Source organism: Amycolatopsis sp. NPDC051903, from assembly GCF_044452505.1.
Classification (GTDB): domain Bacteria; phylum Actinomycetota; class Actinomycetes; order Mycobacteriales; family Pseudonocardiaceae; genus Amycolatopsis.
This window is the reverse complement of sequence record NZ_JBITBT010000032.1, coordinates 24,946-50,442: the sequence shown is the minus strand read 5'-3', so window position 1 is coordinate 50,442 and position 25,497 is coordinate 24,946. Positions and strand designations below refer to the sequence as shown.

The window sequence follows — 25,497 nt, the reverse complement described above, 5'->3', positions numbered from 1 at the left end:
GCGTCAACATATGCTGACGAACGGCGGTCAGCCCTGGGCCGTCACCGGCGGAGGCTGATCGGCGGCACCGTCGAACCGCGCAGCGTCGGCTCGTCGATCGTCTCCGGGCGGTACGGCAGCGCTGCCAGCCGGGCCACCATCCGCTCGACCGGGTTGTCGAGTTCGGTGCCGAAGAAGAACGCCCACTCGTGCTCGTCCGAGCCGAAGTACACCGGCGTCGCGAACGTCGCCTCGAACCGCCGCCAGCACTTCACGAGTGTCGAGTTGCGCCACAGCGTCGGGCAGCCGCCCTGGTACGCCACGACCCCGCCGGGCGTGAGCAGCTCCTGGCACAGCTGCAGGAATTCCTCGCCGTACAGGCGGTTGTGCTGCGCGTCGGTGCCCTCCTGCTCGTCCGGCAAGTCGACCAGGACGACGTCGTACTTCTCGGCGCAGGTGCGGACGAACTCCCAGCCGTCGCCGTAGTGCACGCGGATCGGGCCGTCGCCGCGCTCGGCCTCGGCCAGCTGGGCGGCCGAGTAGCCGTAGGGCAGGTGTTCGGCGCAGAGCCGCACCGCCTGGGTGTCGATGTCGACGTGGTCGACGACCGACGCGCCCGCCGCGACCGCGATCCGGCACACCACGCCTTCGCTCGACCCGACCACCAGCACGCGGTCCACCTGCGCGGCCAGCAGTAGCGCCGGCACGACCAGCGCCTCGTGGTAGACGAGCTGGCTGAACTCGGTGCTCTGCCGTTCGCCGTCGCAGAACAACGAGACGCCCTGCGCGGTCTTGCCGATCACCAGGTGCTGGTAGCCGGTGCGGACGTCGGCGAGCACGTCCGAGACGTGCCAGACCCGGGTCACGCCCGCGCCGACCGGTTCCTCGATGTTCACCGCTCCTCCTGTCCCCTGTGGATGGTCCTGGTGCGCGAGACGCTCGCGCCGAGCAGATCCCGCAACAGGTGCACGGCCAGTTCCGAGTCCGCGCGGCGCCCGCACGTGAACACGTCGACGAACACCGCCCCGCGTTCGGGGTAGGAGTGGATCGAGGCGTGCGACTCCGACAGCAGCGCCACCACGGTCACGCCCTGCGGCTCGAACTTGCTGAACGTCACGTCGCGCACGGTGGCACCGGCCTTGGTCAGCGCGAGTTCCAAGCTCTCACACAGAAAAGCGGCGTCGTCGAGCAACTCGGACGACACCCCGGAAAACTCCGCGAGCACGTGCCGTCCCGCGAACTCGCCGACCTCGTCGGGCTCCCCGCCGACGAAGTACGTCCTCAGTGGAGGGAACCCGTTGAACGACACCGACGAGTAGCTCTGGGTGTACGCGCCCGTGTCCGGGATGTCGACGTAGTCCCCCGCCCGCAGCGCCAACGGCAAGCGGTACGGGGTGCGCTGGTAGAGCACGTCGTCCCCGTCGCAGGTCGGGCCGGCGATCACGACCGGCCCGTCCGGGGTGCCGTCGTGCGCGGTCTGCAGGCGGTACGCGATGGCTTCGTTCTCCGTCTCGGCCAGTCCCCCGTACCGCCCTATGTCCAGGTACACCCAACGTCGTTCGGCCGCCTCGGACTTGCGGGACACCAGCACGACCTCGCTGCGGATCAGCCCGGCGCCGGCGACCACCGCGCGGCCCGGCTCGAACGCCAGCTCCGGAGCGACCGGGAAGTGCCGGGCGACCGACGCGCGGATGGCCGCGGCGTAATCGGCGAGTGGCGGCGGCTCGGTCGTGTACCGGCCCGGCAGCCCGCCCCCGATGTTCAAGCCCCGCAACGACACGCCGCGCGCGCCGGCCACCCGGGTGACGGCGGCGGCGGTGGCGATCCCGGCGTCCCACGCGCGCGGGTCGAGGTGCTGGGAGCCGACGTGGAACGCGACCCCTTCCGGGTCCAGCCCGAGGGCGGCCGCGCGCACGAGCAAGTCCACGGCCAGTTCCGGGGCACAGCCGAACTTCTGCCCGAACGGCGTCTGCGAGCCGGAGCTGTCCACGAGCACCCGGCACGACACCGTCGCCCCGGGCGCGTGCTCGGCGATGTTCTCGAGGTCCGCCGCACTGTCGAACGTGAACCGCCGAACCCCGGCCCGGTGGGCGAACGCGATGTCCCGCGCCTTCTTCACCGTGTTGCCGTAGGAGATCAGCTCGGGGCGGGCCCCCTGGTCGAGGCAGAGTTCGATCTCCTCCCGCCCGGCCACGTCGAAACCCGCGCCCGCGCGCGCGAGCAACCGGACGACCTCCGGCGCCGGGTTCGCCTTCACCGCGTAGTACATCCGGGCCTCGGGCAACGCTTCCCGAAGCCGCGCATGGCCTTCCCGCACCGCATCGAGATCGATCACCAGGCACGGGGTCGGGGGTCTGCGCTCGTCCAGGAACGCCCGGCAGCGTTCCAGCGGCTGCGGAAGAGATTCGGTCACAACGCTCAAGTATAGGTTCGCCCCCCGCGCCGGCCGGTATCCCGGCAGCGCACCGGGACCTTTACGGCCCGCCCACCACACCCGGCTGCTCAGCGAGGCCACTCCTGACGAAATCCAGACCTCTCCGCAAAGAACCCGGCAACGCTCCGGCACCGCCCCGCGTGCTTTGTGGACACCTCGCGCGACACACCGGCGACGATCGTCCTGCCGCCGGAGGCGCCGGATTCACCGGCGGGTTTCGGTCGTGCGGTAGGCGGCGGCCCGCAGCCGCCTACGCACCGCAGCTGCGTGACCTGCTCGACCACGAGAACCCGGGTGCTCCACCACGTGGCGGATGCCCGGTGGAGCTCACCCGGAACCCCGAGCCGGTCTTGCCGGTGTTCGCCGCCCCTGGCGCGCCGGACCGGACCACCGGCCCTCCCTCGGCGCCTGCCTCGCCGAGATCGGGTTCGCCGACGGGGCGCAAACGGCGGAAGCTGCCGCGGCCGGTGAGCCGGACTCCAGCAGGGGCTCGCGCAGCCGCAGGTCGAGGTGGTCACCCAGCACCAGCTGCTTTCCGAGGTCAGATCGGCCAGGTGCAGCGCCGTCCTGCGAATTCCGCGTGCCGGCAAACCACTGCGTGCCGTCAGCCTGGCCAACGCGACCGACGAGACCGCGTCAGCAGACGGCCGCAGGCTCAGGAGAGGACGCCGCCGAGATCCTCCAGAAGCTCGGCTTTCGCCTTCGCGCCGACGATGCGCTGCACGGCGGCACCGTCGCGGAACACGACCAGCGTCGGCAGCGACATCACGCGGAAGTCCTTGGCGGACTGCGGATTCGCGTCGACGTCGAGCTTCGCCACGGTGATCTTGTCGCCGTGTTCGCCGGCGAGTTCGTCGAGCACCGGGGCGAGCTGCTTGCACGGTCCGCACCAGGGCGCCCAGAAATCCACGAGGACGGGTCCGGGGCTGCGCAGGACGAGCTCGGCGAAGGAGTCGTCGGTGACGGTGACCACGGTGGTGTTCTCCGGCATGGGTTCACTTCCTCACGAGGGTTGACGACGTGGTCATTCGGTGCCGGCGAGGTGGCGTTCGACGTCGAGCGCCGCGCTGCAGCCGCTGCCGGCCGCGGTGATCGCCTGCCGGTAGGTGTGATCGACGAGGTCGCCGCACGCGAAGACGCCCGGCAGGCCGGTCCGCGTCGACCGGCCCCGCGTCACCACGTACCCGGCTTCGTCGAGCTCGACCTGGCCGCGCACCAGTTCGCTGCGCGGCTCGTGTCCGATCGCGACGAACACCCCGGTCACGTTCAGCGTCGAAGACTGCCCGGTGACCGCGTCGCGCAGCCGGAGACCGGTGACCTGTTCGCCGCCGTCGACGTCGTCGACCACGGTGTTCCAGCGGAACCGGATCTTGGCCTCGGCGAAGGCCCGCTGCTGCATGATCTTGGACGCCTTGAGCGCGTCGCGGCGGTGCACGACGGTCACGGTGTTCGCGAACCGGGTGAGGAACATCGCCTCCTCCAGTGCCGAGTCACCGCCGCCGACGACCGCGATGTCCTGGTCCCGGAAGAAGAACCCGTCGCAGGTCGCGCACCAGGACACGCCGTGGCCCGCGAGCCGGTCCTCGCCCGGCAGGCCCAGCCGGCGGTACGCCGAGCCCATCGCGAGCACGACCGTGCGGGCCCGCCAGCGCCGCCCGCCGGCGGTGACGGTCTTGACCTCCCCCGCCAGATCGACCTCGGACACGTCCTGGGCGAGGAGTTCGGCGCCATAGCGGCCCGCCTGCTTGCGCATGGTGTCCATGAGCTCCGGGCCCTGGATCCCGTCGGCGAAACCGGGGAAGTTCTCGACCTCGGTGGTCTGCATGAGCGCGCCGCCGTACTGGCTCCCTTCGAACACGACCGGCGCGAGGTTGGCTCGTGCGGTGTAGATCGCCGCGGTGTAGCCGGCGGGGCCGCCGCCGACGACGATGACGTTGCGGACCGGTTCCATGATCGTTCTCCGGGTTCAGTGGAAGGCGCTCAGCCCGGTGAGGGCCCGGCCGACGACGAGGGTGTGGATTTCCCCGGTCCCTTCGTAGGTGAGGACCGATTCGAGGTTGGCCATGTGCCGCATCACCGGGTACTCGCCGGTGATGCCGTTGGCGCCGAGGATCGTGCGCGCCTCGCGCGCGACCTCGAGCGCGGCGGCGACGTTGTGCCGCTTGCCGAAGCTGACCTGCTGCGGGTGCAGCCGGCCGGCGTCCTTGAGCCGGCCCAGGTGCAACGCGAGCAGCAGCGACGTGTTGACCCGGGTGGCCATCGCGACGAGCTTGTGCTGGGTGAGCTGGAACCCGGCGATCGGCCGGCCGAACTGGGTGCGCACGCCCGCGTAGTCCAGCGCCGCCGCGAAACACGCCCGCGCGGCGCCGGCCGCGCCCCAGACGATGCCGAACCGCGCTTCGTCCAGGCAGGACAGGGGCGCGCGCAGCCCGGTGGCGCCGGGCAGCACGGCTTCGGCCGGCAGGCGGCAGTCCTCGAAGACCAGCTCGGACGTGGTCGACGCCCGCAACGACATCTTGTTCGCGATGTCCCGGGCGGTGAATCCGGGCGTGCCGCGGGGTACCAGGAATCCGCGGACGCCTTCCGGGGTCTTCGCCCACACCACGGCGACGTCCGCCATGCTGCCGTTGGTGATCCACATCTTGGCACCGCGCAGGAGCCACTCGCCGTGCTCGAACCGCGCGGTGGTGGTCATCGAGCCCGGGTCGCTGCCGGAGTCGGGTTCGGTCAGCCCGAAGCAGCCGATCGCGGCTCCGCGCGCCAGCTCGGGCAGCCAGCGCTGCTTCTGCTCTTCGCTGCCGTAGCTGCGGATCGCGAACATGGCCAGCGAGCCCTGGACCGACACGAAGCTGCGCAGCCCCGAATCGCCCGCTTCCAGTTCGAGGCAGGCCAGCCCGTAGGCCACCGCGCTGGTTCCGGCGCAGCCGTATCCGGACAGGTGCATGCCGAGCAGGCCCACTTCGCCCGCAGCGGCCGGAAAACCTTCGGGCAGCTGCCCGGCCGCGTAGGCGGCGGGGATCCGGTCGAGCAGCTCCCGGTGCACGAGCTGGCGGACCGTGTCCCGGATGAGGCGTTCGTCGTCGGACAACGACGCGTCGAGGTCGAGCAGGTCGTGGGGGTCCAGGCGCGCCCGCTGCCGGGAATCGGCGCGGGCGCCCGAAAGTGTGGTCACAGGAATCGTCTCTCCGGTGTCGGACGGGGTTCGGTGGACGTGCGGACGGCGGCCGGGCCAAGAGCCCGGGCCGCCGTGCCCTCACTCGCTGCTGCGCGGGTCGATCACCTCGACGGCCGGCTGCGCGGCCATGCTGTCGCGCAGCACCGAGCCGACCACGGCACGCAGCTGCTCCGGGGGGACGATGCACTCCCAGCACGTCTCCTCGCCGCCCACCAGCCGGAGCGTGACCCGGTCCGGCGTGGCGTCCTCCACGGTCAGATCCGCCCCGTCGGCCTGAAACCCCTGCCGCAGCCCGTCGAGGGCCTGTTCGACTTCCTCGCGGATGCTCATGCCGGCTCTCCGATCAGGATCGCGGCGACCGAGTCCACCAGCGCGAGGGCGCGGCGCTGCAACTCGGCGTCGCTGACCGCGGCGATCGGGTGCTCGACCTCCACGAACGGCAGGTCCGGCCGCCCGAACGCGGCGCTGTGCGCGAGCGCGGAATTCATGAAGACCTGTGTGTGGATGGCCACGGTGGGAATCCCGCGGGCCTCCAGTTCGACCGTGTCGCGCACGCAGCCGGACGTGCACGACCCGCACGCACCGACCCCGGTCACCACGAAGTCGTAGTCGCGGGAGAGCTCGTCGAGCAGCGACGGATCGGCCGGGCGGGAGTAGACGAGCTTGCGCGCCATCTCCATCCGCCCGACCCCGTACTTCTTCTCGAGCAGGTCGCCGACGTGGCGCAGCAGCGGCCCGGCGTTGCCCTTGGTGTTGTCGAGCAGCACGCCGTGGGCGCCGGGCAGAGCGGCCAGGCGCGGCGCGGCGGCGCTCTCGGCGGCGCGGGCGGCGGCCGCGGTCGGATCGACGAGGCCGAGCGTCTCGACCAGGTACCGGGCCGCGCCGGCCTTCACGTCGTCACCGGGGTCCACGAGGACAGCAGACATGGGTTTGACCTCTCATCCTTCGATCTTGCGGGTGACCGACCGGGTTCCCCAGCCGGGCAGGTACGCCGAATGCCTCCCGGGACCACCGGCGACGAGCACGGTGATGTCCTCCACGCGGCGCGTGACCGGAATGCGGGCATCGGGGTCGTCACGATCGACCCAGCGCGGCCAGGTCGTGTAGTTCTGCGTGTTGCGGCCGTGGATTCCGCCGGCCTTGATCTCGCGATGACCGCGAGTGGCGTTCTGGAAGAGGAAATGCTGCACGTCGGCCTTGGTCCAGCCGGCCGAGGCGATGATGCGGGCGTGTTCGGGGCAGAGCACCACGAAGCTCTCGCCCTGGATGAAGATGTGGTTCGACCCGAGGTTGGTCATCATGCTCGCGACCGTGGTCAGGATGTCGAACGGGTTGTCCGCGGCCTGGTTGTTGATGTTCTGCGGGCCCTCGGCGCCGTAGAGGGTGACCGCGCTGTCCGTGGCGCGCAACCCGCGGTCGACGTGCAGACCGGCCCACGGCGACTCCTCTTCGTTCTCCCCGATGCAGAAGGTGAACTTCCCGGGCTGCCCCAGCGTGGCCTTGTCCGCTTCACCGGGCCGCGAGCCGCCGATGTTCACCAGCGCGAGCTTGAGCGCGCGGCCCAGGGTCGCGTTCGCCCGCACCCCCTGGCCGAAGGCGTTGGCACCGGAGTTGATGCCCAGTTCGGTGCGGATCGGACCGTGCACGACCAGCAACGGCGAGGCCATGTGCGTCGAGCACTGGACACCGCCGATGTTCATCGACGGCGCGGCCGCGGCCTCGATCGCGGCGATCAGCACCGGCATGTGCTCCGGGACGCAGCCGGCCATGACGGCGTTGGCCGCGATCTTCTCGGTCGTGGCGGCCCCGCCCAGCGGCGCGATCTCGGCGATCACCTCGTCGCCCGCGCGCCCGCTGCGCTCGACGAATTCCGCCACCCGGCGGGCGGTCGGCGGGATGATCGGCAGGCCGTCGGTCCAGCCGGCGGCGACGTGCAGCTCGAACAAATCCATCGGGTCGGCCTCCCGGCCCAGCATTTCCGTCGTCATTCTCTTCCTTTCCCGGACGGCAGACCGCACCCGGTCGCGACGATTCGGCAGACTCGAAATCGGGGCCGGACGAGGGCCGAAGTCCACCTCTGCTCAGCTTCGGCGCCGGTTTTCGGCTATTGCCCGATCGCGTCCCGTTATTCTAGAGTGGGATGCTAACAGCAGCCGGAAACGAGGGTCAACGATGATTCTGAAACCATCCGGAAGTCATTTCCGCATGACGGGAATTCACAAATGAATGAGCCGCCCGATTCGAATTCAGATGAAGTGCTGAATACTCTGTGCCCCATGTTCGTGCAATTCGCCGCGGTGGCGAGGGAGGGACAGGTCACCAAAGCCGCGGCGGCGCTGGGCGTGCCGCAGCCCACCGTCACCCGCCACCTGGCACGGCTCGAGAACGTCCTCGGCGTCCGGTTGTACACCCGGGCGCAGGGCGGGATGACGCTGACGACCGACGGGGAGCAACTCGTCAAGCCCGTGCAGCAGGCGCTGGGGGTGCTGGCCACCGCCATCGACGACCTGCAGGCGCGCGCGGCCCGCGAGCAGGTCCGGCTGGGGTTCCTGCACACGCTCGGCGAGCAGGCGGTGCCGCTGCTGCTGCGCCGCTTCGCCCGGCAGGCGCCGCTGATCAAGTTCGCCATGGTGCAGGACAGCGCCGACCAGCTGCTGCGGCGGTTGCGCGAAGGCCAGCTCGAGCTGTGCCTGACCTCGCCGCTCCCGGCCCAGCCCGACGTCGAGGTCGCCCGGCTGGGCCAGCAACGGCTGGTACTGGCGGTACCGGCTTCGCACGTGCTCGCCGGCGAGCCCGAGGTGCCGCTGGCCGCCGCGGCCAGCGACGATTTCGTGACACTGGGCGCGGGCAACCACATGCGCCAGATGGCCGACAACCTGTGCCGCGCGGCCGGGTTCGAACCGCGGGTCGCGTTCGAGACGGCCGGGATCAGCACCGTGCGCGGCCTGGTCGCGGCCGGATTGGGCGTGGCCATCGTGCCGGCCGCGCCGGCACCCGTCGCCGGCCTCGTGGAAGTTCCGCTCACCGACGCCGGCGCCTACCGCGAGGTCGGGCTGGTCTGGCGGGTGGACGTCGAGCTGGCCGGACCGGCGCGGCGGTTCCGGAGTTTCGCCGTCGACGAGTTCTCCACCGCACTCGACGATTCGCCCGGTACCGGCGCCTGGCAGGACCTCACCACCAGGGGGGAAGACGATGAACAAGATCGTTGACACAGCCGAGGCCGCACTCGCGACGGCGGCCGACGGGCAGACGGTCGCCCTCGGCGGCTTCGGGCTGTGCGGCACGCCCGCGACGCTGCTCGAGGCCCTGCTCGATTCGAGGGCCACCGACCTGCACCTCATCACCAACAACTGCGGCCCGGACACTTCCGCCGTCACCGAACTGCTGCGCGCTAACCGGGTCGCTCACATCACCGCCTCCTACATCGGCGACAACTCCGTCTTCCTGCAGCAGTACCTGCGGGGCTCGCTCAGCGTGGACCTCGTCCCGCAGGGGACCCTGGCCGAGAAGCTGCGCGCCGGCGGTGCGGGGATCCCGGCTTTCTACACTCCGACCGGAGCGGGCACGGCCGTGGCCGAAGGCGGTATTCCGCGGCGCTACGGCCCGGGTGGAGCGGTGGCCGAATACTCCGCGGCACGCCGGGTCGAGCGGGTCGGCGGCCGCGACTGCCTGCTCGAACACAGCCTCACCGCCGATCTCGCCCTGATCCGGGCCGAGGTCGCCGACACCCGGGGGAACCTGCGGTTCCACGCGTCGGCGCGCAACTTCAACCCGCTGTGCGCGATGGCAGCCCGGTTCACCGTCGTCGAGGTGGCGCAGGTGGCGGCGATCGGCGCCGACGACGTCCACCTGCCCGGCGTGTTCGTTTCCCGGGTGCTGCCCGTCGGCGCGCGGATGCGCAAACCGATCGAACGGCTGCGGGTCGCGCACCCGCGGGTCACGGAGGAAGGGGAACGCGCGTCATGACCTGGTCCCGCGAGCAGATCGCCGCCCGCGCCGCTGCCGAGCTGCACGACGGCGAGCACGTCAACCTGGGGATCGGCATTCCGACGCTGATCGCCGGTCACGTGCGCGACCGGCCGATCGTGCTGCACTCCGAGAACGGCATCCTGGGCCTGGGCGGCCATCCGGTCCCCGGGCGGGAAGACCCCGATCTCATCAACGCCGGGAAGGAGACCGTGACCACAGTGGACGGTGCATCGTTCTTCGATTCGGCCACGTCGTTCGCCATGATCCGCGGCGGGCACATCGACGTCGCGGTGCTCGGGGCGATGCAGGTGTCGGTGGCGGGCGACCTGGCGAACTGGACCGACGGCGGCTCGATCGTCAAGGGCATCGGCGGGGCGATGGATCTCGCGAGCGGAGCCGAGCGGGTGCTCGCGGTGCTGACCCACCGCACCCGCGACGGCGACTTGAAACTCGTCCGCCGCTGCAGCCTCCCGCTGACCGCGCGCGGCTGCATCACGACGGTCGTCACGGACATCGGTGTCCTCGACGTCCGGCGCGATCACTTCGCCGTGCGCGAACTCGCGCCCGGGGTGTCGATCGACGACGAGCTGGCGGCGCTGCTGCGTCCCGCGGCCGGGCAGCTCCTCCCCCGTTAGGCGCAGTTCGTACGCTGAGCAGGACACGGGTTCTCCGCTGCCCGGCGAGATGCAGAATCGCATCGGCGCATTCCTTTGTGGATTTCCGGGCGGGCCTTGTTTTCCGTGCTGCATTCCAGCAGTGTGACTCGAACCACCCCATCGAAGACAACGACGTCGGAGAGATTCATGCCTGATCCCCTGTCGCAGTCGCTCACGAAAACACCGTCGGCCACCGAGCCCGTCCTGACCGGGACGCACAAAAGAATTGTCTGGACCGTTGCCGCGATCTTGTTCTTCGAATTCGCGGACCTGAACACTTTCTCCTACGCGGCTCCCGCGTTGAAGAGATTCGCCGGGTACACCCTCGACGACGTCGCCCTGGTGACCTCGGCCGGTTTTCTGGGCATGTTCTGCGGCGCGGTCCTCGCCGGGCGGGTGAGCGACCGGATCGGCCGCCGCCGCACGCTCACGTGGGCGACCGCGCTGTTCTCGGTGTTCTCCCTCCTGACCGCCGTGGGGACGGACGTGTGGTTCATGGCCGCCCTGCGCGTCTGCACCGGGGTGGGCCTGTCGGCGATGACGGTGGCCGCGATCAGCTACCTCAGCGAAACGATGCCCGCGGCGCACCGGGGCCGGGCCCAGTCCACGACGCTGGCCGTCGGGCTGGCCGGCATCCCCGCCATCGCCTTCCTGGCTCGCGGCGTCGTCCCCCTCGGCGCCGACGGCTGGCGCGTCGTGTTCCTCGTCGGCGGTCTGGGGCTGCTCGCGGTGCCCGCGCTCGCCCGCCTGCCCGAATCGCCGCGCTGGCTGCTCTACACCGGACGCACCACCCAGGCCCGCGCGGTCCTGACGAAGCTGGGCGACCCGCACCTCACGCTCGACGAGAACACCGGCACCCGGCGCGACACCAGTCTCGGCGCAGTGGCCGCACTGGCGGGACGACGGATGCGTGGCCGCACCGCGGTCATGCTGGCGACGTGGATCCTGGCGATGCTGGGCTTCTACGCCTTCGCCGCGTGGGTTCCGGCCCTGCTGGCCGAGCACGGCTTGTCGCTGGCCAAATCCCTGACCTTCTCGGCGATCACCACCATCGGCGCGGTCCCCGGCGCGCTGCTGGCCCGTGCCGTCGCCGACCGGTTCTCCCGCAAGTGGACGATGGCGGCCACCTCGGTGGTCATCGCCGCGTTCGGCATCGCCTACGGGTTCAGCTCGGGCGCGGCCGGCATCATCGTGTTCGGCTTGCTCGTGTCGTTGCTCAGCCAGACCTTCGTGGCGTTGATCTACACCTACACCCCCGAAGTCTTCCCGATGCCCGTGCGCACCTTCGGCTGCGGCGTGTCCTACGGCGCCGGCCGGCTCGCCAACGTCGTCGGGCCGATGCTGATCCCCTCCGTCTACGCCGCCTGGGGGTACACCGCGGTGTTCATCACCGTCGCCGCCTGCTGGATCGGCGCCGGCGCCATCGTCGCCTTGTTCGGACCGGAGACCACGGGTACGCCGCTGGAGTCGGTGCCCGACGGCGGGTCCTCTGACGCGTGACAGCAACCACGTGGTCCGGCTCTACTACAACAGCAACTACGGCGGCACCTACCTGACATTCCAGCCCGGCGACACGCTCGGCGGAGGCCTGGGTCCGCTCGACTGGAACAACGCTTCGCACAAGTTCTTCCAGTGCCACCGCCCCAAGCGACGATGCACGTCACCCACTGATCGAACCACCGGCTTCGGGCGGACGCGGGCCGGGTGCGCCGCGTCCGCCTTTCCGTCTTCGGCGGCCGCAAGCGCAGGATGCCTGAATTCGTCCCTGTCGTAACGTTTCGCGGTTGTCCGTGCGACGTGAATACGGCAAAGCCGACACGAAGGGGACGTGATGCGAGCTCTGGTGATGGCCGGTGTGACCGGTCTGCTGCCCTTGACCCTGACCACGCCGGCGTCCGGCGAACCTGAGCAGTGGTCGACCGAACCGTTCGCCGCGCAGGTCGCGGTCAGGACCGGCGACGTCAACGGCGACGGCAAGGACGACCTCGTCAGCTTCACCGCGTCCGGGTGCACCGTGGCGCTGTCGTCCGGGTCGGGCTTCCAGCCGGGACAGGACTGGGGCGCGTGCCGAAGCGGCGCCAACGACAGCCCGTACTACGCCTACTTCATCGGCGACGCGGACAACGACGGCCGCGCGGACGCCATCACGGTCCGGCCGAACGCGATTTCGAGCCCGCGCGTGCGCGGCATCTTCGTGGCGAAGTCGATCATCGACGAGGCCGGGGCGGAGCGCTTCGGCACACCCACGCAGTGGCTCGACAACACCATCGCCGGTGACCAAGGGAGCCTGGCGGCGGACTTGGAGGGGGACGGGGACACGGACGTGATCGGGTTGTTTTCCGGAGTCCCGGCGCTGGCCGCCAGGTCGGACGGCACGGCGACGCTGCCCTTGATCGCGTGGGGCCCGGAAATCCGCGGCGAGCAGGCGACGCTGGCAGCCGACGCGACCGGCGACGGCAAGGCCGATTTCATCCTCGTCGACTCGGCCGGCACGCGCGTGGTGCCTGGCACCGCGAACCGCTGGTTCGACCCCCCGGCCCAGTGGTCGACGACGCCGTTCATCGGCACCAAGAAAACCCTCACCGCGGACCTCGACGCCGACGGCGACGCGGACCTCATCGCCATCAACGCCAACGACGTCCAGGTGATGCGCTCCACCGGCACCGGCTACGCCGCACCCGAACGCTGGTACGCGCACTCCTTCTCCGGCACGAAGGACACCCTCACCTCCGACGTGGACGGCGATGGCGACGCCGACCTCATCGCGGTGAACGACAACGACGTCTGGGTGCTGCGCTCGCAGTAAGCCTCAGCCTCCGGATGGAGCAGGCCAGCGCGGGTCCGGTACCGCACCGAACCGGACCCGCCTGCCGGGCCGTCACCTCCGAAGTCAAGCAGCGAAGGAATCAGCGTCCGAGACCGTACCGGCGCGCACGAACAACAGCGGGGCGCTGAGCACGCACACCACACCAGCGACGCCGATCGCGGCGCGGACACCGGTGAGACTCGCGAGGCCGCCCGCGGCGGCGACGAACAACGGGCGGACCAGCCGGCTGCCGATCGACCAGCTCCCGAGCACCCGGGCCAGCACCTCTTCGCGAACGATGTTCATGCGGTGGGCGCTGAACGACGGGTTGAACACCCCGGCGGCCAGCGACAGAGCGGTGTTGGCCAGCAGGTAGGTCACCATCCCGCCGAGGCCTCGACCGAGAAAGGGGATCACCAGCAGCCACGGAGTCCGCGCGACACCGGCCCACACCAGCACACGACGCGTTCCGAAGCGGCGTGACAACCGCGGAGCGAGCCGCGCGCCGACCACCCCGCCCAGGCACGGTAGGCCGATGACCAGCCCGTACTGCCACGGCCGGAACCCGAGGTCGTCGAGCATCAGCACGGTTTCCAGCGGCGAGCAGGCCAAAACCGCGGAGCCGAACAGCACGCCGTTGCCGAACAGCACCGCGAGTTCCCGGTGCCGCAGCAGACACCGCCAGCCCACGAGGAGATCGCGACCGAGGTGCCGGCTCGCGGGGCGCGCGGGCGGCGGTGGCTCCGGGCGACGGATCGAACGGACACCCAGCGCCGAAGCCAGGTACGAAACCGCGTCGATCAGCGTCGTCACCGCAGGTCCGACAGCGGAGACCAGGACGCCGCCCAGGGGCGGACCGGCGGAGTTCACGGTCCAGCTCGCGGCCTCGAACCGGCTCGCCGCCTCGGTGCGCTGCCGCGGACCGACCAGCGCGCGCAGGTGCGCCCCGCCGGCCGCGGTGAACGCGACCAGGGCCACCGTCTGCACCACGCTGACCACGTACAACTGAGCCAGCGACACCACACTCAGCACGATCGCCACCGGCACGCTCACCAGCGCCGCGAACCGCACCACGTCCGCCGCGATCAGCACCGGCCGCTTGGCCCGGAACTCGACGAAATCCCCCACCGGCAACGCGAGCAGAGCACCGGCGAGCCCGGGGATCGCCGCCAGCAGCGACACCTCGGCCGCCGACGCGTGCAAGATCAGCACCGCCACGAGGGGAAGTGCGCCGTACCCGATCGCCGAACCCGTCTCGCTCGCGGTGTATGCCCACCACAGCCGCCGGAAATCCGCCCCCAGCCCCGCCATCACGCCGACGCTAGCGGCTCGGAGCGCGGCCGATCACCGGTTGTCCGAATCCTGTCCCGGCCACGGGCGCGACGACGAGACTCGCGAACCGTTGGCGCACGGGAAAAGGATCCTCAATGAGATCCCCGCCTTCGGCAGGTGACGGGTTCCTGGCCACCTGACGCAGGCCAACGCGGCGCCGAACCTCGCCGGGCCGAAAGACGGGCGCCCACCCGGACATCCGCAGCGAGCGCCCGCGCACTTCGAGTACGAGTTCAGCACCCGCACAGCGAGCGGACGGCCCACCGGTTGCACCGGCGTCCGCACGGCCACCGTCCTCGTCGCCGGGTCATACGTCCAGGTTCCGGCGGCGCTGCGGTGGCCGTTGACGAACACCGCGGACGGCGCAGTGGTGTTGGTGAACCGGACCGTCCACGTGCGTTGCGCCGGCCGGCCCGGGTAGGAGCCGTGCGGGGCGGCGATGGCGAGGGTCGCCGAGTGGGCGTCCTCGGTGTAGGTCAGGGCGGTGGTGGCGCCCTTCGCGGAAGGCGACTGCCCGTCGTCCTCGTAGAGGGTGAACGTGCCGTCGTGGCCGCCGGCCGCGGTGGCGGTCGCGGAGGTCAGGGGGTGCTGCTCGTCGCCGGCGACGTTCGTGGTGCGGGTGACGGTGATGCCGCCCGAGCGAAGGAAGACCGGCATCGTGTCCCAGCCCGTGGTGAGCTGCGCCGTGGTGCCGCCGGGGTAGGTCTTGCCGGTGAAGTAGTCCGTCCAGTCGCTGCCGGGCGGGAACCAGACGCTCGTGGTGGCGGTCGTGCCCGGCGTGGTCACCGGCGCCACCAGTACGTCCGAGCCGTACAGGTACTCCCCACCCGCTTGGGCGTAGGCCTCTTGCTGATCCGGGTACTGGAGGTAGAGCGGCCGCACGGTCGGCAGCCCGGTCGCGGTGGCCTGCTGCGCGAGCGTGTACGTGTAGGGCACCAGGTCCTCACGCAGGTTCAGGAACTTCGTCGCCGACGCGTCGGCCGCGGCCCCGTACTGCCACGGCAGCCGGTCGCTGTGGTTGGAGTGGAGCCGGTCGATCGGCTGGAACGTGCCGAACTGCACCCAGCGCGCGTACAGGTCGTCCGGCAACTTCGTGCTGCCCGGCTCGCTCCCCGGTTCCTGCAGTCCCCCGGTGTGGCCGCCGATGTCGTGGCTCACGGACGCCAGCCCGGTCGCCGCCGACTCGCCCGGCGTGTAGCCGACCTCGAAGCCCAGCGTGGCCCAGTCGGAGATGGTGTCCCCGGTGAAGTGCAGAGTGGTGCGCTTGTCCGCCCACGGTCCCGTGGGCACCGCGGTGGGCGAGCTGTACCCACCGGCCTGCAGGGAGCCGTACGCGCGGGAGAACGCGAACCCGCGCCCGACGGTCTTGGCGGCGTCGTCGGCGTACTGCTGGTTGATCCACGAGTCCGGGGTGACGCCGGCGAGGCTCGAGTTCGACCCGTCGCAGCACCAGTCGAGCCACCACAGGTCGTTGCCCTGCTGCTCCATCGGCCGGTGCAGGTCGAAGTAGGCCCGCAGCTGGTCCGGGTCGCCGAAGTCGAAGACGTAACAGTCGGTGCCGCCACCACCGCAGCTCCCGGGCTTCAGCTTGCCCTTCGCCGTTGCCTGCGCCGCGGGGAACTGCGGATCGGACGCGAGGATGCTCGGGTGGATGTTCAGCGCCGTATGCAGGCCCTGATCGTGCGCCCACCGGAAGAACGCCGCCGGGTCGGGGAACCGCGACGGATCGATTTCCCAGCCGTTCCACTTGTTCGGCGTCTTGAAGTCGGTGTCGACGACGAGCATGTCGAGCGGCACCTGCTCCGAGCGGAACTTCGGGAGGATGGTCCGCTCGAAGTCCGCGGCCGTGCGGTCGTAGTACTCGGAGTACCAGACGCCGTAGGACCAGCGCGGCAGCAGCAGCGACGGCCCGGTCAGCCGGGCCAGCTCCCCCAACGCGTGGGCGTAGTCCTGCCCGTAGGCGAAGACGTAGCCGTCCTGGTAGGCCGCGCCGCCGTGCGCGGAGCGCTGGGTGACCGCCTTGGTACGCGGGTCGTACAGCGCCGAGGCGGTGTCGTCGAGCAGCGACCAGCCGTCCTGGTACAGGATTCCCGGGCTGGTGACAGCAGTGCCGTCGACGCCGTCGAGCCCGCGCCGGTAGCCGCCCAGCGGCGCGTGCGGGGCGAGCAGCACCGAGCGGGACGCGGTCACCGCGGCGGTGTCGACGTTGAGGTGGCAGCTCGTGGAGTCGGGGCAGCCGAGCGTCACCGAGTCGGTGCCCGCCGCGAGTTCGACCGGGATGGCGGTGGTGCGCCACGAGTTCCAGCTGCTCGTCGCCGGCAGCGTGAGGGTCCTCGGCGTCTCGTCGCCCACCCGCACGGACAGGGTGGTGGGCTGCGTCCGGCCGGAAACGGCGGTCGCGTCGGCGTAGCGCAGTTGCAGGTCGTACGAGCCGTTCGCGGGCACACCGGTCACGGTGAGCGTGTCCGACGCGTTCGCTCGGTCCATCCCGGCGAGGAAACCCTTGCCGGAGTAGCCGTCGTGGTCGCTCGCCGGGCGCGCGCCGCCGGCCGTGGCGCCCTGCTCGGCCTCACAGATCGCGCCGAAAGCACACGCCGTGGGCGCGGGCGGAACGGGCTGCGGGAACGAGGCGCCGGTCGTGACCACGGCGAGGCTGTCGAGGTTGACGTTGCCCGAGTCGCCGGCCCCGCGTTCGACGCTCACCCGGTGCTCCCCCGCGGGCAGCGTGACCGGCACGGTGGCCTGCGCCCAGGTGTCCCAGTCGGCCGTGGGCGGCAACGTGACCGGCTGCGGGTCGCCGCCGTCGACCAGGACCGTCAGCGTGCGGGTCGTGTGCTGCCCGTCGCCGCCGGATCCGTTGGCGTAGCGCAGATCCAGCTGGTAGTCACCGGCCGCCGGAGCGGTCGTGCGGAACCCCACGTTGTCCCCGGCGTTGAGGAAACCCGCGGCGAAACCGCCGCCGGTGTAGCCGCGGTGGTCGGTCGCCACGCCCGGCCCGGCCAGCTGCAGGTCCTCGGCCTCGCACAGGGTGCCGAACGCGCAGATCGGGGTCAGTTTGCCCGCCCACGGGCGAGCCGTGACGTCCTGGCCGCCCGTGCGCAGCCCGACGGTGAGGTTGTCGTCGGAGAACGCGCCCGAGCCGAGTTTGTAGCGCAGCTGGACGGCGCTGGTCCGGATGGTCAGCCAGCCGTCGCGCTTCGTTGTGGTGTAAGGGGTTCTGGTGAAGCTGCCCCGGCCGATCGCGGTGAACGTACCGGCGTCGACGAACGCGGAGTCGCCCGCGTACTCCGTCCGGATGAGTGTCGGCGACAGGACCTCGAACCGCGCCGGCCCGGCGGTCACCGTCTGCGCGGCCGGACCGGAAGCCGGTGCCGCACCGGCGGAAGCCCCCGTGGACACCACGGCGCCCGCCAGGCACACCACGGCCAGCAGCCGTGCCGTAAGTCGTTGTCGGACAGCTGCCGCCCGTCTGGCCACCCTTGCCTCCTCGACAGATCGTCGGCGACGCTAGTTCGGGACCGATCACGAATGAAGAGGTGCGATCAAGGCTGTCCGCTGTTCTGTCCTGGCGCGGATCCGTTCAGGGGAAAGGTTTCCCGCGGCTCGGCACCGCTAGGCTGGCCGCGTGGACCACGACGAACGGCTCCGGCACGCCTCGTCGTTCGGCACGGCGGCGCCGGCGTACGCCGAGCACAGGCCGGACTACGCGCAGGCCGCGGTGCGGTGGGCGCTCGAGCCCGCGCCCGGCTGGCGGGTGCTCGACCTCGGGGCGGGAACCGGCAAGCTCACCGGCACCCTGCGCGCGATCGGCGCGGACGTCACCGCGGTCGAGCCCGACCCCGCCATGCTGAGCGAGCTGCTCCGCACCCTGCCGGAGGTCCCGGCGCTGCCGGGAAGCGCCGAGGCGATCCCGCTGCCGGACGGTTCCGTCGACGCCGTACTGGCCGGCAACGCGATGCACTGGTTCGACCCGGCCGTCGCGGCCCGCGAGATCGCCCGGGTCCTCTCGCCGGGCGGCGTCCTGGCCGGCCTGTGGAACGTCCTGGACGACGACGTGGACTGGGTGGCCGGGCTGGCGGCCGTCAGCGCAAGCGCGGCCATCGGCCCGCGGGACACCCCCGCCGGCTGGCGCGCCGAGCCGCTCTTTTCCGGGACCGGCCCGGATGCCCGGTTCGGCTCGCCGGTGCGCGCCGAGTTCCCGCACGGGCAGCGCCGCACCGCCGACTCCCTCGTCGCGACACTGGCCACGCGGGCGGGGATGCTGGTGATGCCGCCACCGGAACGAGAAGCCACGCTCGGCCGGATCCGCGCCTTCCTCGCGAGCCGACCCGAAACCGCGGCCGGCGCGTTCACCCTCCCGATGCTGACCTGCGTGCTGCGGCTCCGGCGCCGGTGACCACCCGCTGGCGGTCGAACAGCGGAACGGCGTCAGCCTCGCGCGCCGCCGACCTCGTCCGAATGCGTTACGGGCGCAGTGGTTCCAGCAACCGGTGAGGACGCTGACTACGCAGCTTCACGTCAGCGTCGACCTCGCGGGGCTGGCGGACGACGTCGCGGGCGGAGGGGACGATCTTGCAGTGCGCGCACAGGCCCGTGTCGTCGAGGACGGAGCCGCATTGGTGGTGGGTGAGGACCTGGCGCGCTTCGGGCTTGACGTAGTGTTCGCTCCCCCACTGCGCCAGGCCGGAGAGCACCGGCCAGAGCTGCTCGCCCTTCGGGGTCAGTTCGTATTCGTCGTGGGCGCCGATGCCGGGGACGCGGGCGACGACGTCCTCCTCGATGAGCCGGGTGAGGCGCTGGGTGAGAACCGCGGGTGAGACCCCGACGCTGGTGCGGATGTCGGTGTAGCGGCGCAATCCGTAGAAGAGGCTGCAGATGATCAACAGCGTCCACCGCTCGCCGACGACCTCGAGCGAGCGGGCGATCGGACAGTCCTGATCGTCGTAGCCGGTGCCCAGTGCCATGGCACGAGCATACCTCTTGCTATGGTCACCGATCCAACTCAGCCCGGCGGTCAAGGGGCGACGACGGTGTCGACGAGCCCGGTGATCACGTCGTAGACGAGGCCGGAGATCCGGATTCCGGCCAGGCGAGGCTCCGCGCGCAAGGCGGCGACGTCCTCGGCGACGGCGGCGCGCGGGTCGCCCACGGCCTTGCCGGGCAGCCCCTCCGCCGGCACCGCGAAGTACGGGGCCAGCAGATCGTCGCGGTCCCGGATCTTCCTGATGCCGCAGTCGGTGTGGTGCAGCACCACGATGTCCCACCCGGGGCCGAGGTCGGACTCGGCGGCGCGGGCCACCTCGCGCAACATCACCAGTTCCTCAATGGTGTGCGGGGTGACGCGGCCGCCGACGTTGCGCAGCACGCCGATCTCACCCGGCTCCAGTCCGAGCACGATCGCCGGGTCGACGCGAGGGTCGAAGCAGCCGATGACGATCGCGGACAGGCCCGGCCGCATGCGCAGGTCGCGGTCGATCCGGGTGCCGGCGAAGCGGCGGTTGCGGCGGATGAGGAGGTCGAGGACGTTCACGGGATTCTCTTTCAGGCCACGGAAACGGAGTCGAGGTCGAGGTGGATGAGGCGGTCACCGGAGGTCGTGCCGTCCGGCTCGCGCCGCAGGACGTAACGGCGGGTGGGGAAGGCGAACCCGTCGAACGTCCGGTATTCGGTGGTGTAGTGCGCGGTGAGCGGGTTCCCCAGCAAGCCGGGGCTGTAGTCGTGCCGGCGCAGCAGGAAGTCGTCGGCGCCGAAGTGCGGGGTCTGCCCGCGGTTGTGCGTGACGAGGTGCTCGGGGAACTCGACCCGGACCCGGCGCCAGGTCTCGCCGTTCTCGTGCCACGGCTCGATCTCGGTGATGTCGACGTCGTGGCGGGCCAGCAGGAACGGGGTGGTCAGGTGGGTCCAGAACGAGTAGCCCTCGAAGTACGCGGCCTGCAGTTCACTCCACAGCTCACTCCACAGCGCGCCGGCGGGATGGCCGTCGAACAGGCGCCGCGGGTCGTCTCGCTCCGCCACCACGCCGCCCTCGGCGGTCCGCACCTGGACGTGTTCGGGGTGAACAGAGCACGCCGGCCCGGAGCGCCGAACGGCTCGATGACCGTGCGCTGGGCCCGGGTGTCGACGGTGACGCCGGTGGACCGCAGGAAATCCGGCCGGGGCCAGGGCAGGAGGCCGGCGGCCGAGCCGGTGAACCGGATCTCCCGGGTGTCCCACCACCGGTCCAAGCCGCCGTGCGCGTCGAAGATCGAGTCGAGCAGGTCCGCCATCGGCGTTCTCCGTTCAGGAAGGGCAAGGGCGACGAGGCTCATCGGCCGGACGACGGCGCCACTCGGTCGCACGGCCCACGGTAGCCAGCTAACTTCGTTTTTACAAGCAAACTTCGCTCAGAGCTGCCAGGGGCCGAGAATCTTGCTATGCTCGGTGCATGAAGCGTCGTGCCTTCGGGCAGTACTGCGGCCTCGCCCGGGCCCTGGAACTCGTGGGCGAGCGGTGGGCGTTGCTGATCCTGCGCGATCTCACGGTCCGGCCGCGGCGCTACACCGATCTGCTGACGGGGCTGCCGGGCATCCCGACGAACGTGCTGTCCACCCGGCTCAAAGAGCTCGAAGAGTCCGGCATCGTCGAGCGCCGCGTCGCGCCCGCGCCGCAGCGCGGCATCATCTACGCGCTGACGCCCGTCGGGCAGGAACTCGAGCCGGCCATCCTCGCGCTCGGCCGCTGGGGTGCCACGCAGCTCGACGAGCCGCGCCCCGGCGAGATCGTCACGCCCGAATCGGTGACCCTGAACTTCCGCGCCGCCTTCGACTCCGACGGGGCGGCCGGCGTCACCGCGTCCTGGGAGATCCACGCGCACGACCTGGTCGTGCACCTCGCCGTGACCGACGGGAAGCTCGAGTCCGGCCCCGGCCCCGCCCCGGGCCCGGCCGACCTGGTGATCACCGCCCAGCTCACCGACGACGAGCTGCCCTCCTACCGCGCGATCATGCAAGCAGCCAAGTGCGGCCTCGTCGAACTGAAGGGGCGCCGGAAGCTGCTGGACACCTTCTTGCGCCTGTTCGCGGTTCCGCACACGCCGTAGCCGGCCCTCCCCGCTCGACGGTGGCCCGCCGTCGTCGAGATGCCGCAGCAGTATGGTCCACATCGGACACGGCGCGGCCGGCCGATGACGTCGGTGGCGTGATCCGTGTTCCGAGTTCACCCTCGGCTCCACGTCCACAGCTCGAAGCCGGTTGACCCCACCCTTCGACCCGTAGCAGCTTCCGTCCTATCCGGAGCCGAAACGGGCGATCAGGCGTGCCCTGGTCAGGTTTTCGCGGTCAGAGTGGGGCTTCTTCCGAGACCAGGCTTGCGCACGAATCCATAACCAGTACACTTCATTATTGGAAGTGTGCACTCCTGTGCCGAAATCACCTGCAGGGGTGTGCGCGAGTCGTCGCGGCCGCAAGCCGCCAGACCTCAGTGATCTGACTCCCAGCCGGCAAATCATTATTGTCATCAAACCAACTGTTGATATGGTGACCGATGTGAATAGTTCTATGACTGAAGTAACTGACGATCAAGGACTCCCCCTCGCCGGCAGCGGCCGGAGGAGACGAGCGGCCGTTTCGCGGTGGCCCCTCGTGCCGAAAACCGTTGGCTTCGCGGGAATGTCGACCGCCATGGTGCTGATCTTGGTCGCGGCCGGATCTCCGACGCCGCTCCTGCCGATCTACGAGCGGGAGTGGGGCTTCGCGCCCTGGATGCTGACTCTCGCGTTCGGCGTCTACGCGATCGCGCTGCTGGTGACGATCCTGGTGATCGGTTCGCTGTCCGACCACATCGGACGGCGCCCGCTGATGATCGCCGCACTCGGCGGGGATCTGCTGGCGATGCTGGTGTTCCTGTTCGCGCCGTCGGTCGGGTGGCTGATCGTCGCCCGGGTCATCCAGGGCCTGGCCACGGGTGCGGCCTCCAGCGCGGTCAGCGCCGCCGTGGTCGAGCTCGCGCCCGAGCGGCACAAGAAGCTCGGCGCGCAGGTGGCCGGGATGGCACCGATCGCCGGCCTCGCCATCGGTGCGCTGTTCGCCGGGCTGATCGCCCAGTTCGTCGCCGACGCGACCTTCACCGTGTGGCTCGTACTCGTGCTCGCCATGGCCCTCGGGACCGTGTTCACGCTCTTCGTCCCCGAGACGTCGGCCCCCAAACCGGGTGCGGTCGCGTCGCTGGTGCCCCGGATCTCCGTGCCCGGCCCGGTGCGCGGCCTGTTCGCCGCGACTCTCGCCGGGACGGTCGCCACCTTCCTGACCATGGCGCTGTTCCTCGGGCTCGTCCCGATCGTGCTCGCCGCGGTGTTCGGCTTGGTGAGCCCGATCGCCGGCGCGCTCGCCGCGTTCGTCACGTTCGGACTCGGCACCCTGGTCTCCGCGAGCGCCGGCGCGGTTCCCCCGCACCGGTTGCGCCTGCTCGGTTCCGTCGCGATGGCCGTCGGCGCGATCCTGTTCATCGGCGCGATCGCGACCGAGGCGCTGGCCCTGGTCTGGGCCGCCGCGGTCCTCGGCGGCGCCGGGATGGGCGCGTCGTTCACCGGCACCACCCGCGGGCTCGTGCCCGGGGTCAAACCGCACGAGCGCGCGGGACTGTTCGCCGCCGTCTACCTCGTCGCCTACCTCTCGATGGGCGTCTCCTCGATCGTCGCGGGACTCGTCGTCGGCCCCGTCAGCGTCCGCACGATGGCCGCCGGCTTCGGCGTCGTCACCGCGATCGTGGCTCTGGCCGGCGCACTCAGCAGTGCCGGCCACCGCCGCCGTTCCCGTCAACCACACCGCTGAAAGGACCGAGCACGATGACCGCTCTGCAGAACGCCACCGTTTGCGTGACGGGCGCCAACGGCGGCCTCGGAACCGCCTTCGTCCAAGCCGCATTGGACCGCGGCGCCAAGCGGGTGTACGCGGCCGCCCGCAACACCAAGAACTGGGGCGACGAACGCGTCGTGACCGTGGACCTGGACCTCACCGACCGCGACTCGATCGCCGCGGCCGCCGGCCGGGTCGGCGACACCACGATCCTGGTCAACAACGCCGCGATCTTCCCGCACAACGACCTGCTGACCGCCGAGATCGCCGAGCTCGAGGAGGTCCTCGAGGCCAACCTGCTCGGCCCGCTCGTCCTCACCCGCGCGCTGGCGCCCGCGCTGCGCTCGGCGAAGGGCGCCCTGGTCAACGTGGGCTCCGTGCTGGGCTGGTTCGCCGTGGGCAAGGCGCACAGCGTTTCGAAGGCCGGGCTGTGGATGGCCACCAACGCCCTGCGGCTCGAACTGGCCCCCGAGGACGTCCAGGTGCTCGGCGCCTACCTCGGCCCGACCGACACCCCCATGCAGGCCGGCAACGACACCGCGGGCATGAACAAGCCCGCCGACGTCGTCGACGCCATCTTCGCCGGCCTCGAAGCGGGTCAGCACGAGGTGCTCGTCGACGAGATGACCAAGAAGGTGAAGGCCGGTCTCGCGGCCGACGTCACCGCCCTCTACCCGATGCTCGCCGGGAAGTAGGCACCGGAGTCCGTTGTGGACGAACGCGCGGCGCGCCCGGCCGGGTGCGCCGCGCCGAGGTCCGTCCGCGAACACGCCACGCTGCTCAACGGGACCGACTGATCACCTGCATCGCGGGGCCGGAACCCGGAGTACGGATGGACGGCGCTGATCGACTTGCGTTCTCCCCCGGCGATGACCTATGCATGAGTCATGCATGAAAGGACCGCGAACCTGCTGGGCGCTGCCGCGCTGGCGGTGTCGGACCGGATGCTGGCGGACGCGCAACGGAAGGTGGGCATCAGCGCCAGCGCCGCCGCGGCCGTCGTGGTGGCCTCGGCCAGTCCGGGGCTGAGCGTGAGCGAGCTGGGCCGCCGGGTCGGGCTGAGCCAGTCGGCCGCCGCCCGCATGGTCGACTCGCTCGAACAGGGCCGGTGGGTGCACCGGCGGCCCCGTCGGGGACGCGAGGTGGCCGTCGAGCTCACGGCGAAGGGGCGACGGGCGGCTGACACTCTGCTGGCGACGCGGGGTTCCGGGCTTTCCGGCCTGCTCGACGTGCTCACCTCCGGCGAGCAGGAGCAGCTGGCCGACCTGCTGGGCAAGCTGCTGACCCGCCTCTACCAGGACGTCGGCAGCGCCGACCTGCTGTGCCGGCTGTGCGACCGGGCCGGCTGCACCCGCGGCGCGGTGTGCCCGGTCGGGCAAGCCGAGCGCGACCGAGCGCAAGGCGAACGGGATCACGGGGGCTGACCTCATGGGTCCGCTGCTCGCGCTGGCTTCCGCGATCTGCTACGGCCTGTCCGACTTCGTCGGTGGTCTCGTCGCCCGCCGCGCACCGTTCGCCGCGGTCGCGCTGATCGGTCAGGTCGGCGGGCTGGTGCTCGCGCTGGCCGTCGCGCCGATGCTCCCGGCCGCCGCCTCCCCCGCCGACCTGGGCTGGGGCGCGCTCTCCGGCGTCGGCACCGGCGTGGGCATGGTGTTCTTGTTCCGGGGCCTGGCGCGTGGCGCGATGAGCGTGGTCGTGCCCACCAGCGCCGTGGCCGGTGTCGCGTTGCCGGTGCTGGCCGGCGTGGCTTTCCTCGGCGAGCGACCAGCTCTGGCGACGTGGCTCGGCATCGCGATCGCCGTGCCGGCGCTGTGGCTGGTGTCGCGCACCGGCACCGCGACCGGCGCGACGGCCGGCCCGGCGGTGGACGGGCTGATCGCGAGCGTCGGCATCGCCGTGCAGTACCTCGCTCTCGCGCAAGCCGGGCCCGCAGCCGGAGCGTGGCCGCTCGTCGCCGGCCGCGTCGCGGCCATCCTCACCCTCGTGCCGTGGGCCGCCTTCCGCGGGCTGCGGCTCCCCGCCGCGCGCCTCACGCTGTTCGCCGCCCTCTCCGGGGCGGCCGCGGCGCTGGCGCTGCTGTGCTACCTGCTCGCCACCCGGCACCAGCTCGTCGTGATCGCTGTGGTGCTGTCGTCCCTGTACCCCGTGCTGCCGGTGCTGCTCGGCATCTTCCTGCTGCGCGAGCGGCTGCGCACCCTGCAGGTGTGCGGCCTGGTCACCGCCGCGGCGGCCGTCGTCCTGCTCACGGCGACGTAGCGTGCGGCGGTCCACTTCGGACCGCGTGGCTGCCGCGCTCCCCATGGGATGTCTCGTAA

24 protein-coding genes and 1 pseudogene are annotated in these 25,497 nt (G+C 71.1%); 11 read left to right on the top strand and 14 right to left on the bottom strand.

The annotated features are described in order from the left end of the window. Positions 1-41 precede the first annotated feature (41 nt). The 9 genes and pseudogenes from ACIA77_RS40115 to ACIA77_RS40075 form a co-directional block, all read right to left on the bottom strand. Positions 42-875 (bottom strand): spermidine synthase, encoded by an 834-nt coding sequence (locus tag ACIA77_RS40115; RefSeq protein WP_395891370.1) that lies wholly within the window; start codon positions 873-875, stop codon positions 42-44. Continuing rightward, positions 872-1,264: an adenosylmethionine decarboxylase gene (speD, locus tag ACIA77_RS40110; protein WP_395891417.1), complete on the bottom strand. Its 393-nt coding sequence runs from the start codon at positions 1,262-1,264 to the stop codon at positions 872-874. The genes ACIA77_RS40115 and speD overlap by 4 nt, the downstream gene beginning before the upstream one ends. Before the next feature lie 60 nt (positions 1,265-1,324). Then, positions 1,325-2,314: pseudogene (locus ACIA77_RS40105) on the bottom strand (type III PLP-dependent enzyme); the annotation flags it as partial. Between the two features lie 754 nt (positions 2,315-3,068). Further along, complete coding sequence (gene trxA / locus ACIA77_RS40100) at positions 3,069-3,404, bottom strand: thioredoxin (RefSeq protein WP_395891369.1); 336 nt, start codon at positions 3,402-3,404, stop codon at positions 3,069-3,071. A gap of 33 nt (positions 3,405-3,437) precedes the next feature. Continuing rightward, positions 3,438-4,364: a thioredoxin-disulfide reductase gene (gene trxB / locus ACIA77_RS40095; RefSeq protein WP_395891368.1), complete on the bottom strand. Its 927-nt coding sequence runs from the start codon at positions 4,362-4,364 to the stop codon at positions 3,438-3,440. A gap of 15 nt (positions 4,365-4,379) precedes the next feature. Next, positions 4,380-5,585 (bottom strand): acyl-CoA dehydrogenase family protein, encoded by a 1,206-nt coding sequence (locus ACIA77_RS40090; protein WP_395891367.1) that lies wholly within the window; start codon positions 5,583-5,585, stop codon positions 4,380-4,382. 81 nt (positions 5,586-5,666) lie between these two features. After that, complete coding sequence (locus tag ACIA77_RS40085) at positions 5,667-5,918, bottom strand: hypothetical protein (RefSeq protein ID WP_395891366.1); 252 nt, start codon at positions 5,916-5,918, stop codon at positions 5,667-5,669. Then, positions 5,915-6,514 (bottom strand): UGSC family (seleno)protein, encoded by a 600-nt coding sequence (locus tag ACIA77_RS40080; protein ID WP_395891365.1) that lies wholly within the window; start codon positions 6,512-6,514, stop codon positions 5,915-5,917. The genes ACIA77_RS40085 and ACIA77_RS40080 overlap by 4 nt, the downstream gene beginning before the upstream one ends. Before the next feature lie 12 nt (positions 6,515-6,526). Beyond that, entirely contained in the window at positions 6,527-7,576 is a 1,050-nt protein-coding gene (locus ACIA77_RS40075) for a hypothetical protein (RefSeq protein ID WP_395891364.1), read from the bottom strand. A 288-nt stretch (positions 7,577-7,864) separates the two neighbouring features. Between ACIA77_RS40075 and ACIA77_RS40070 the strand changes: the two genes are divergently transcribed. The 5 genes from ACIA77_RS40070 (at position 7,865) to ACIA77_RS40050 (ending at position 13,019) form a co-directional block, all read left to right on the top strand. Beyond that, the gene (locus tag ACIA77_RS40070; protein WP_395891363.1) at positions 7,865-8,797 is read left to right on the top strand and encodes a LysR family transcriptional regulator; all 933 of its coding nucleotides are present in this window, start codon (positions 7,865-7,867) and stop codon (positions 8,795-8,797) included. Further along, positions 8,781-9,554, top strand: a complete 774-nt coding sequence (locus ACIA77_RS40065; protein WP_395891362.1) for a CoA transferase subunit A — start codon at positions 8,781-8,783, stop codon at positions 9,552-9,554. Before ACIA77_RS40070 ends, ACIA77_RS40065 begins: the two co-directional genes overlap by 17 nt. Then, positions 9,551-10,192 (top strand): 3-oxoacid CoA-transferase subunit B, encoded by a 642-nt coding sequence (locus ACIA77_RS40060; RefSeq protein WP_395891361.1) that lies wholly within the window; start codon positions 9,551-9,553, stop codon positions 10,190-10,192. The genes ACIA77_RS40065 and ACIA77_RS40060 overlap by 4 nt, the downstream gene beginning before the upstream one ends. A 168-nt stretch (positions 10,193-10,360) precedes the next feature. Beyond that, positions 10,361-11,713 (top strand): MFS transporter, encoded by a 1,353-nt coding sequence (locus tag ACIA77_RS40055; protein ID WP_395891360.1) that lies wholly within the window; start codon positions 10,361-10,363, stop codon positions 11,711-11,713. 331 nt (positions 11,714-12,044) lie between these two features. Beyond that, entirely contained in the window at positions 12,045-13,019 is a 975-nt protein-coding gene (locus ACIA77_RS40050; RefSeq protein WP_395891359.1) for an FG-GAP repeat domain-containing protein, read from the top strand. An 84-nt stretch (positions 13,020-13,103) separates the two neighbouring features. Here ACIA77_RS40050 and ACIA77_RS40045 read toward each other — a convergent pair whose 3' ends face one another. Further along, on the bottom strand, positions 13,104-14,330 hold the full coding sequence (locus ACIA77_RS40045; protein ID WP_395891358.1) for an MFS transporter: 1,227 nt from the start codon (positions 14,328-14,330) through the stop codon (positions 13,104-13,106). 33 nt (positions 14,331-14,363) lie between these two features. Next, positions 14,364-17,828: a TIM-barrel domain-containing protein gene (locus ACIA77_RS40040; protein ID WP_395891357.1), complete on the bottom strand. Its 3,465-nt coding sequence runs from the start codon at positions 17,826-17,828 to the stop codon at positions 14,364-14,366. A 148-nt stretch (positions 17,829-17,976) separates the two neighbouring features. On the opposite strand from ACIA77_RS40040, the gene ACIA77_RS40035 reads away from it, so the two are divergent. Continuing rightward, positions 17,977-18,747: a class I SAM-dependent methyltransferase gene (locus ACIA77_RS40035; RefSeq protein ID WP_395891356.1), complete on the top strand. Its 771-nt coding sequence runs from the start codon at positions 17,977-17,979 to the stop codon at positions 18,745-18,747. A 67-nt stretch (positions 18,748-18,814) separates the two neighbouring features. On the opposite strand, the gene ACIA77_RS40030 is transcribed toward ACIA77_RS40035, so the two are convergent. The 3 genes from ACIA77_RS40030 to ACIA77_RS40020 are packed head-to-tail and all read right to left on the bottom strand — an operon-like array spanning position 18,815 to position 20,390. Continuing rightward, positions 18,815-19,315: a winged helix-turn-helix transcriptional regulator gene (locus tag ACIA77_RS40030; protein WP_395891355.1), complete on the bottom strand. Its 501-nt coding sequence runs from the start codon at positions 19,313-19,315 to the stop codon at positions 18,815-18,817. A 50-nt stretch (positions 19,316-19,365) separates the two neighbouring features. Beyond that, on the bottom strand, positions 19,366-19,881 hold the full coding sequence (locus ACIA77_RS40025) for a carbonic anhydrase (protein ID WP_395891354.1): 516 nt from the start codon (positions 19,879-19,881) through the stop codon (positions 19,366-19,368). Between the two features lie 11 nt (positions 19,882-19,892). Continuing rightward, positions 19,893-20,390, bottom strand: coding sequence for a hypothetical protein (locus ACIA77_RS40020; protein ID WP_395891353.1), 498 nt, complete (start codon positions 20,388-20,390; stop codon positions 19,893-19,895). A gap of 385 nt (positions 20,391-20,775) precedes the next feature. On the opposite strand from ACIA77_RS40020, the gene ACIA77_RS40015 reads away from it, so the two are divergent. The 5 genes from ACIA77_RS40015 to ACIA77_RS39995 all read left to right on the top strand — a co-directional run bounded on the left by ACIA77_RS40015 (position 20,776) and on the right by ACIA77_RS39995 (position 25,438). Next, positions 20,776-21,429 carry a winged helix-turn-helix transcriptional regulator gene (locus ACIA77_RS40015; protein WP_395891352.1) on the top strand — a complete coding sequence of 218 codons (654 nt, stop codon included), beginning with the start codon at positions 20,776-20,778 and terminating at the stop codon, positions 21,427-21,429. 568 nt (positions 21,430-21,997) lie between these two features. Further along, positions 21,998-23,158 (top strand): MFS transporter, encoded by a 1,161-nt coding sequence (locus tag ACIA77_RS40010; RefSeq protein ID WP_395891351.1) that lies wholly within the window; start codon positions 21,998-22,000, stop codon positions 23,156-23,158. 14 nt (positions 23,159-23,172) lie between these two features. Beyond that, positions 23,173-23,877, top strand: a complete 705-nt coding sequence (locus ACIA77_RS40005; protein ID WP_395891350.1) for an SDR family oxidoreductase — start codon at positions 23,173-23,175, stop codon at positions 23,875-23,877. Between the two features lie 192 nt (positions 23,878-24,069). Further along, complete coding sequence (locus tag ACIA77_RS40000) at positions 24,070-24,606, top strand: MarR family winged helix-turn-helix transcriptional regulator (RefSeq protein ID WP_395891349.1); 537 nt, start codon at positions 24,070-24,072, stop codon at positions 24,604-24,606. 4 nt (positions 24,607-24,610) lie between these two features. Then, positions 24,611-25,438: an EamA family transporter gene (locus ACIA77_RS39995; RefSeq protein ID WP_395891348.1), complete on the top strand. Its 828-nt coding sequence runs from the start codon at positions 24,611-24,613 to the stop codon at positions 25,436-25,438. The last annotated feature ends 59 nt before the right edge of the window (positions 25,439-25,497 follow it).

Bases quoted from the DNA above. Each gene is read 5' to 3' on its own strand.
- ACIA77_RS40015 (WP_395891352.1), top strand. From the start codon at position 20,776: ATGAAGCGTCGTGCCTTCGGGCAGTACTGCGGCCTCGCCCGGGCCCTG.
- ACIA77_RS40010 (WP_395891351.1), top strand. From the start codon at position 21,998: ATGTCGACCGCCATGGTGCTGATCTTGGTCGCGGCCGGATCTCCGACG.
- ACIA77_RS40055 (WP_395891360.1), top strand. From the start codon at position 10,361: ATGCCTGATCCCCTGTCGCAGTCGCTCACGAAAACACCGTCGGCCACC.
- ACIA77_RS40080 (WP_395891365.1), bottom strand. From the start codon at position 6,514: ATGTCTGCTGTCCTCGTGGACCCCGGTGACGACGTGAAGGCCGGCGCG.
- ACIA77_RS40050 (WP_395891359.1), top strand. From the start codon at position 12,045: ATGCGAGCTCTGGTGATGGCCGGTGTGACCGGTCTGCTGCCCTTGACC.
- trxB (WP_395891368.1), bottom strand. From the start codon at position 4,364: ATGGAACCGGTCCGCAACGTCATCGTCGTCGGCGGCGGCCCCGCCGGC.
- ACIA77_RS40085 (WP_395891366.1), bottom strand. From the start codon at position 5,918: ATGAGCATCCGCGAGGAAGTCGAACAGGCCCTCGACGGGCTGCGGCAG.
- ACIA77_RS40070 (WP_395891363.1), top strand. From the start codon at position 7,865: ATGTTCGTGCAATTCGCCGCGGTGGCGAGGGAGGGACAGGTCACCAAA.
- trxA (WP_395891369.1), bottom strand. From the start codon at position 3,404: ATGCCGGAGAACACCACCGTGGTCACCGTCACCGACGACTCCTTCGCC.
- ACIA77_RS40065 (WP_395891362.1), top strand. From the start codon at position 8,781: ATGAACAAGATCGTTGACACAGCCGAGGCCGCACTCGCGACGGCGGCC.
- ACIA77_RS40075 (WP_395891364.1), bottom strand. From the start codon at position 7,576: ATGACGACGGAAATGCTGGGCCGGGAGGCCGACCCGATGGATTTGTTC.
- ACIA77_RS39995 (WP_395891348.1), top strand. From the start codon at position 24,611: ATGGGTCCGCTGCTCGCGCTGGCTTCCGCGATCTGCTACGGCCTGTCC.
- ACIA77_RS40000 (WP_395891349.1), top strand. From the start codon at position 24,070: ATGCATGAAAGGACCGCGAACCTGCTGGGCGCTGCCGCGCTGGCGGTG.
- ACIA77_RS40030 (WP_395891355.1), bottom strand. From the start codon at position 19,315: ATGGCACTGGGCACCGGCTACGACGATCAGGACTGTCCGATCGCCCGC.
- ACIA77_RS40005 (WP_395891350.1), top strand. From the start codon at position 23,173: ATGACCGCTCTGCAGAACGCCACCGTTTGCGTGACGGGCGCCAACGGC.
- ACIA77_RS40045 (WP_395891358.1), bottom strand. From the start codon at position 14,330: ATGGCGGGGCTGGGGGCGGATTTCCGGCGGCTGTGGTGGGCATACACC.
- ACIA77_RS40060 (WP_395891361.1), top strand. From the start codon at position 9,551: ATGACCTGGTCCCGCGAGCAGATCGCCGCCCGCGCCGCTGCCGAGCTG.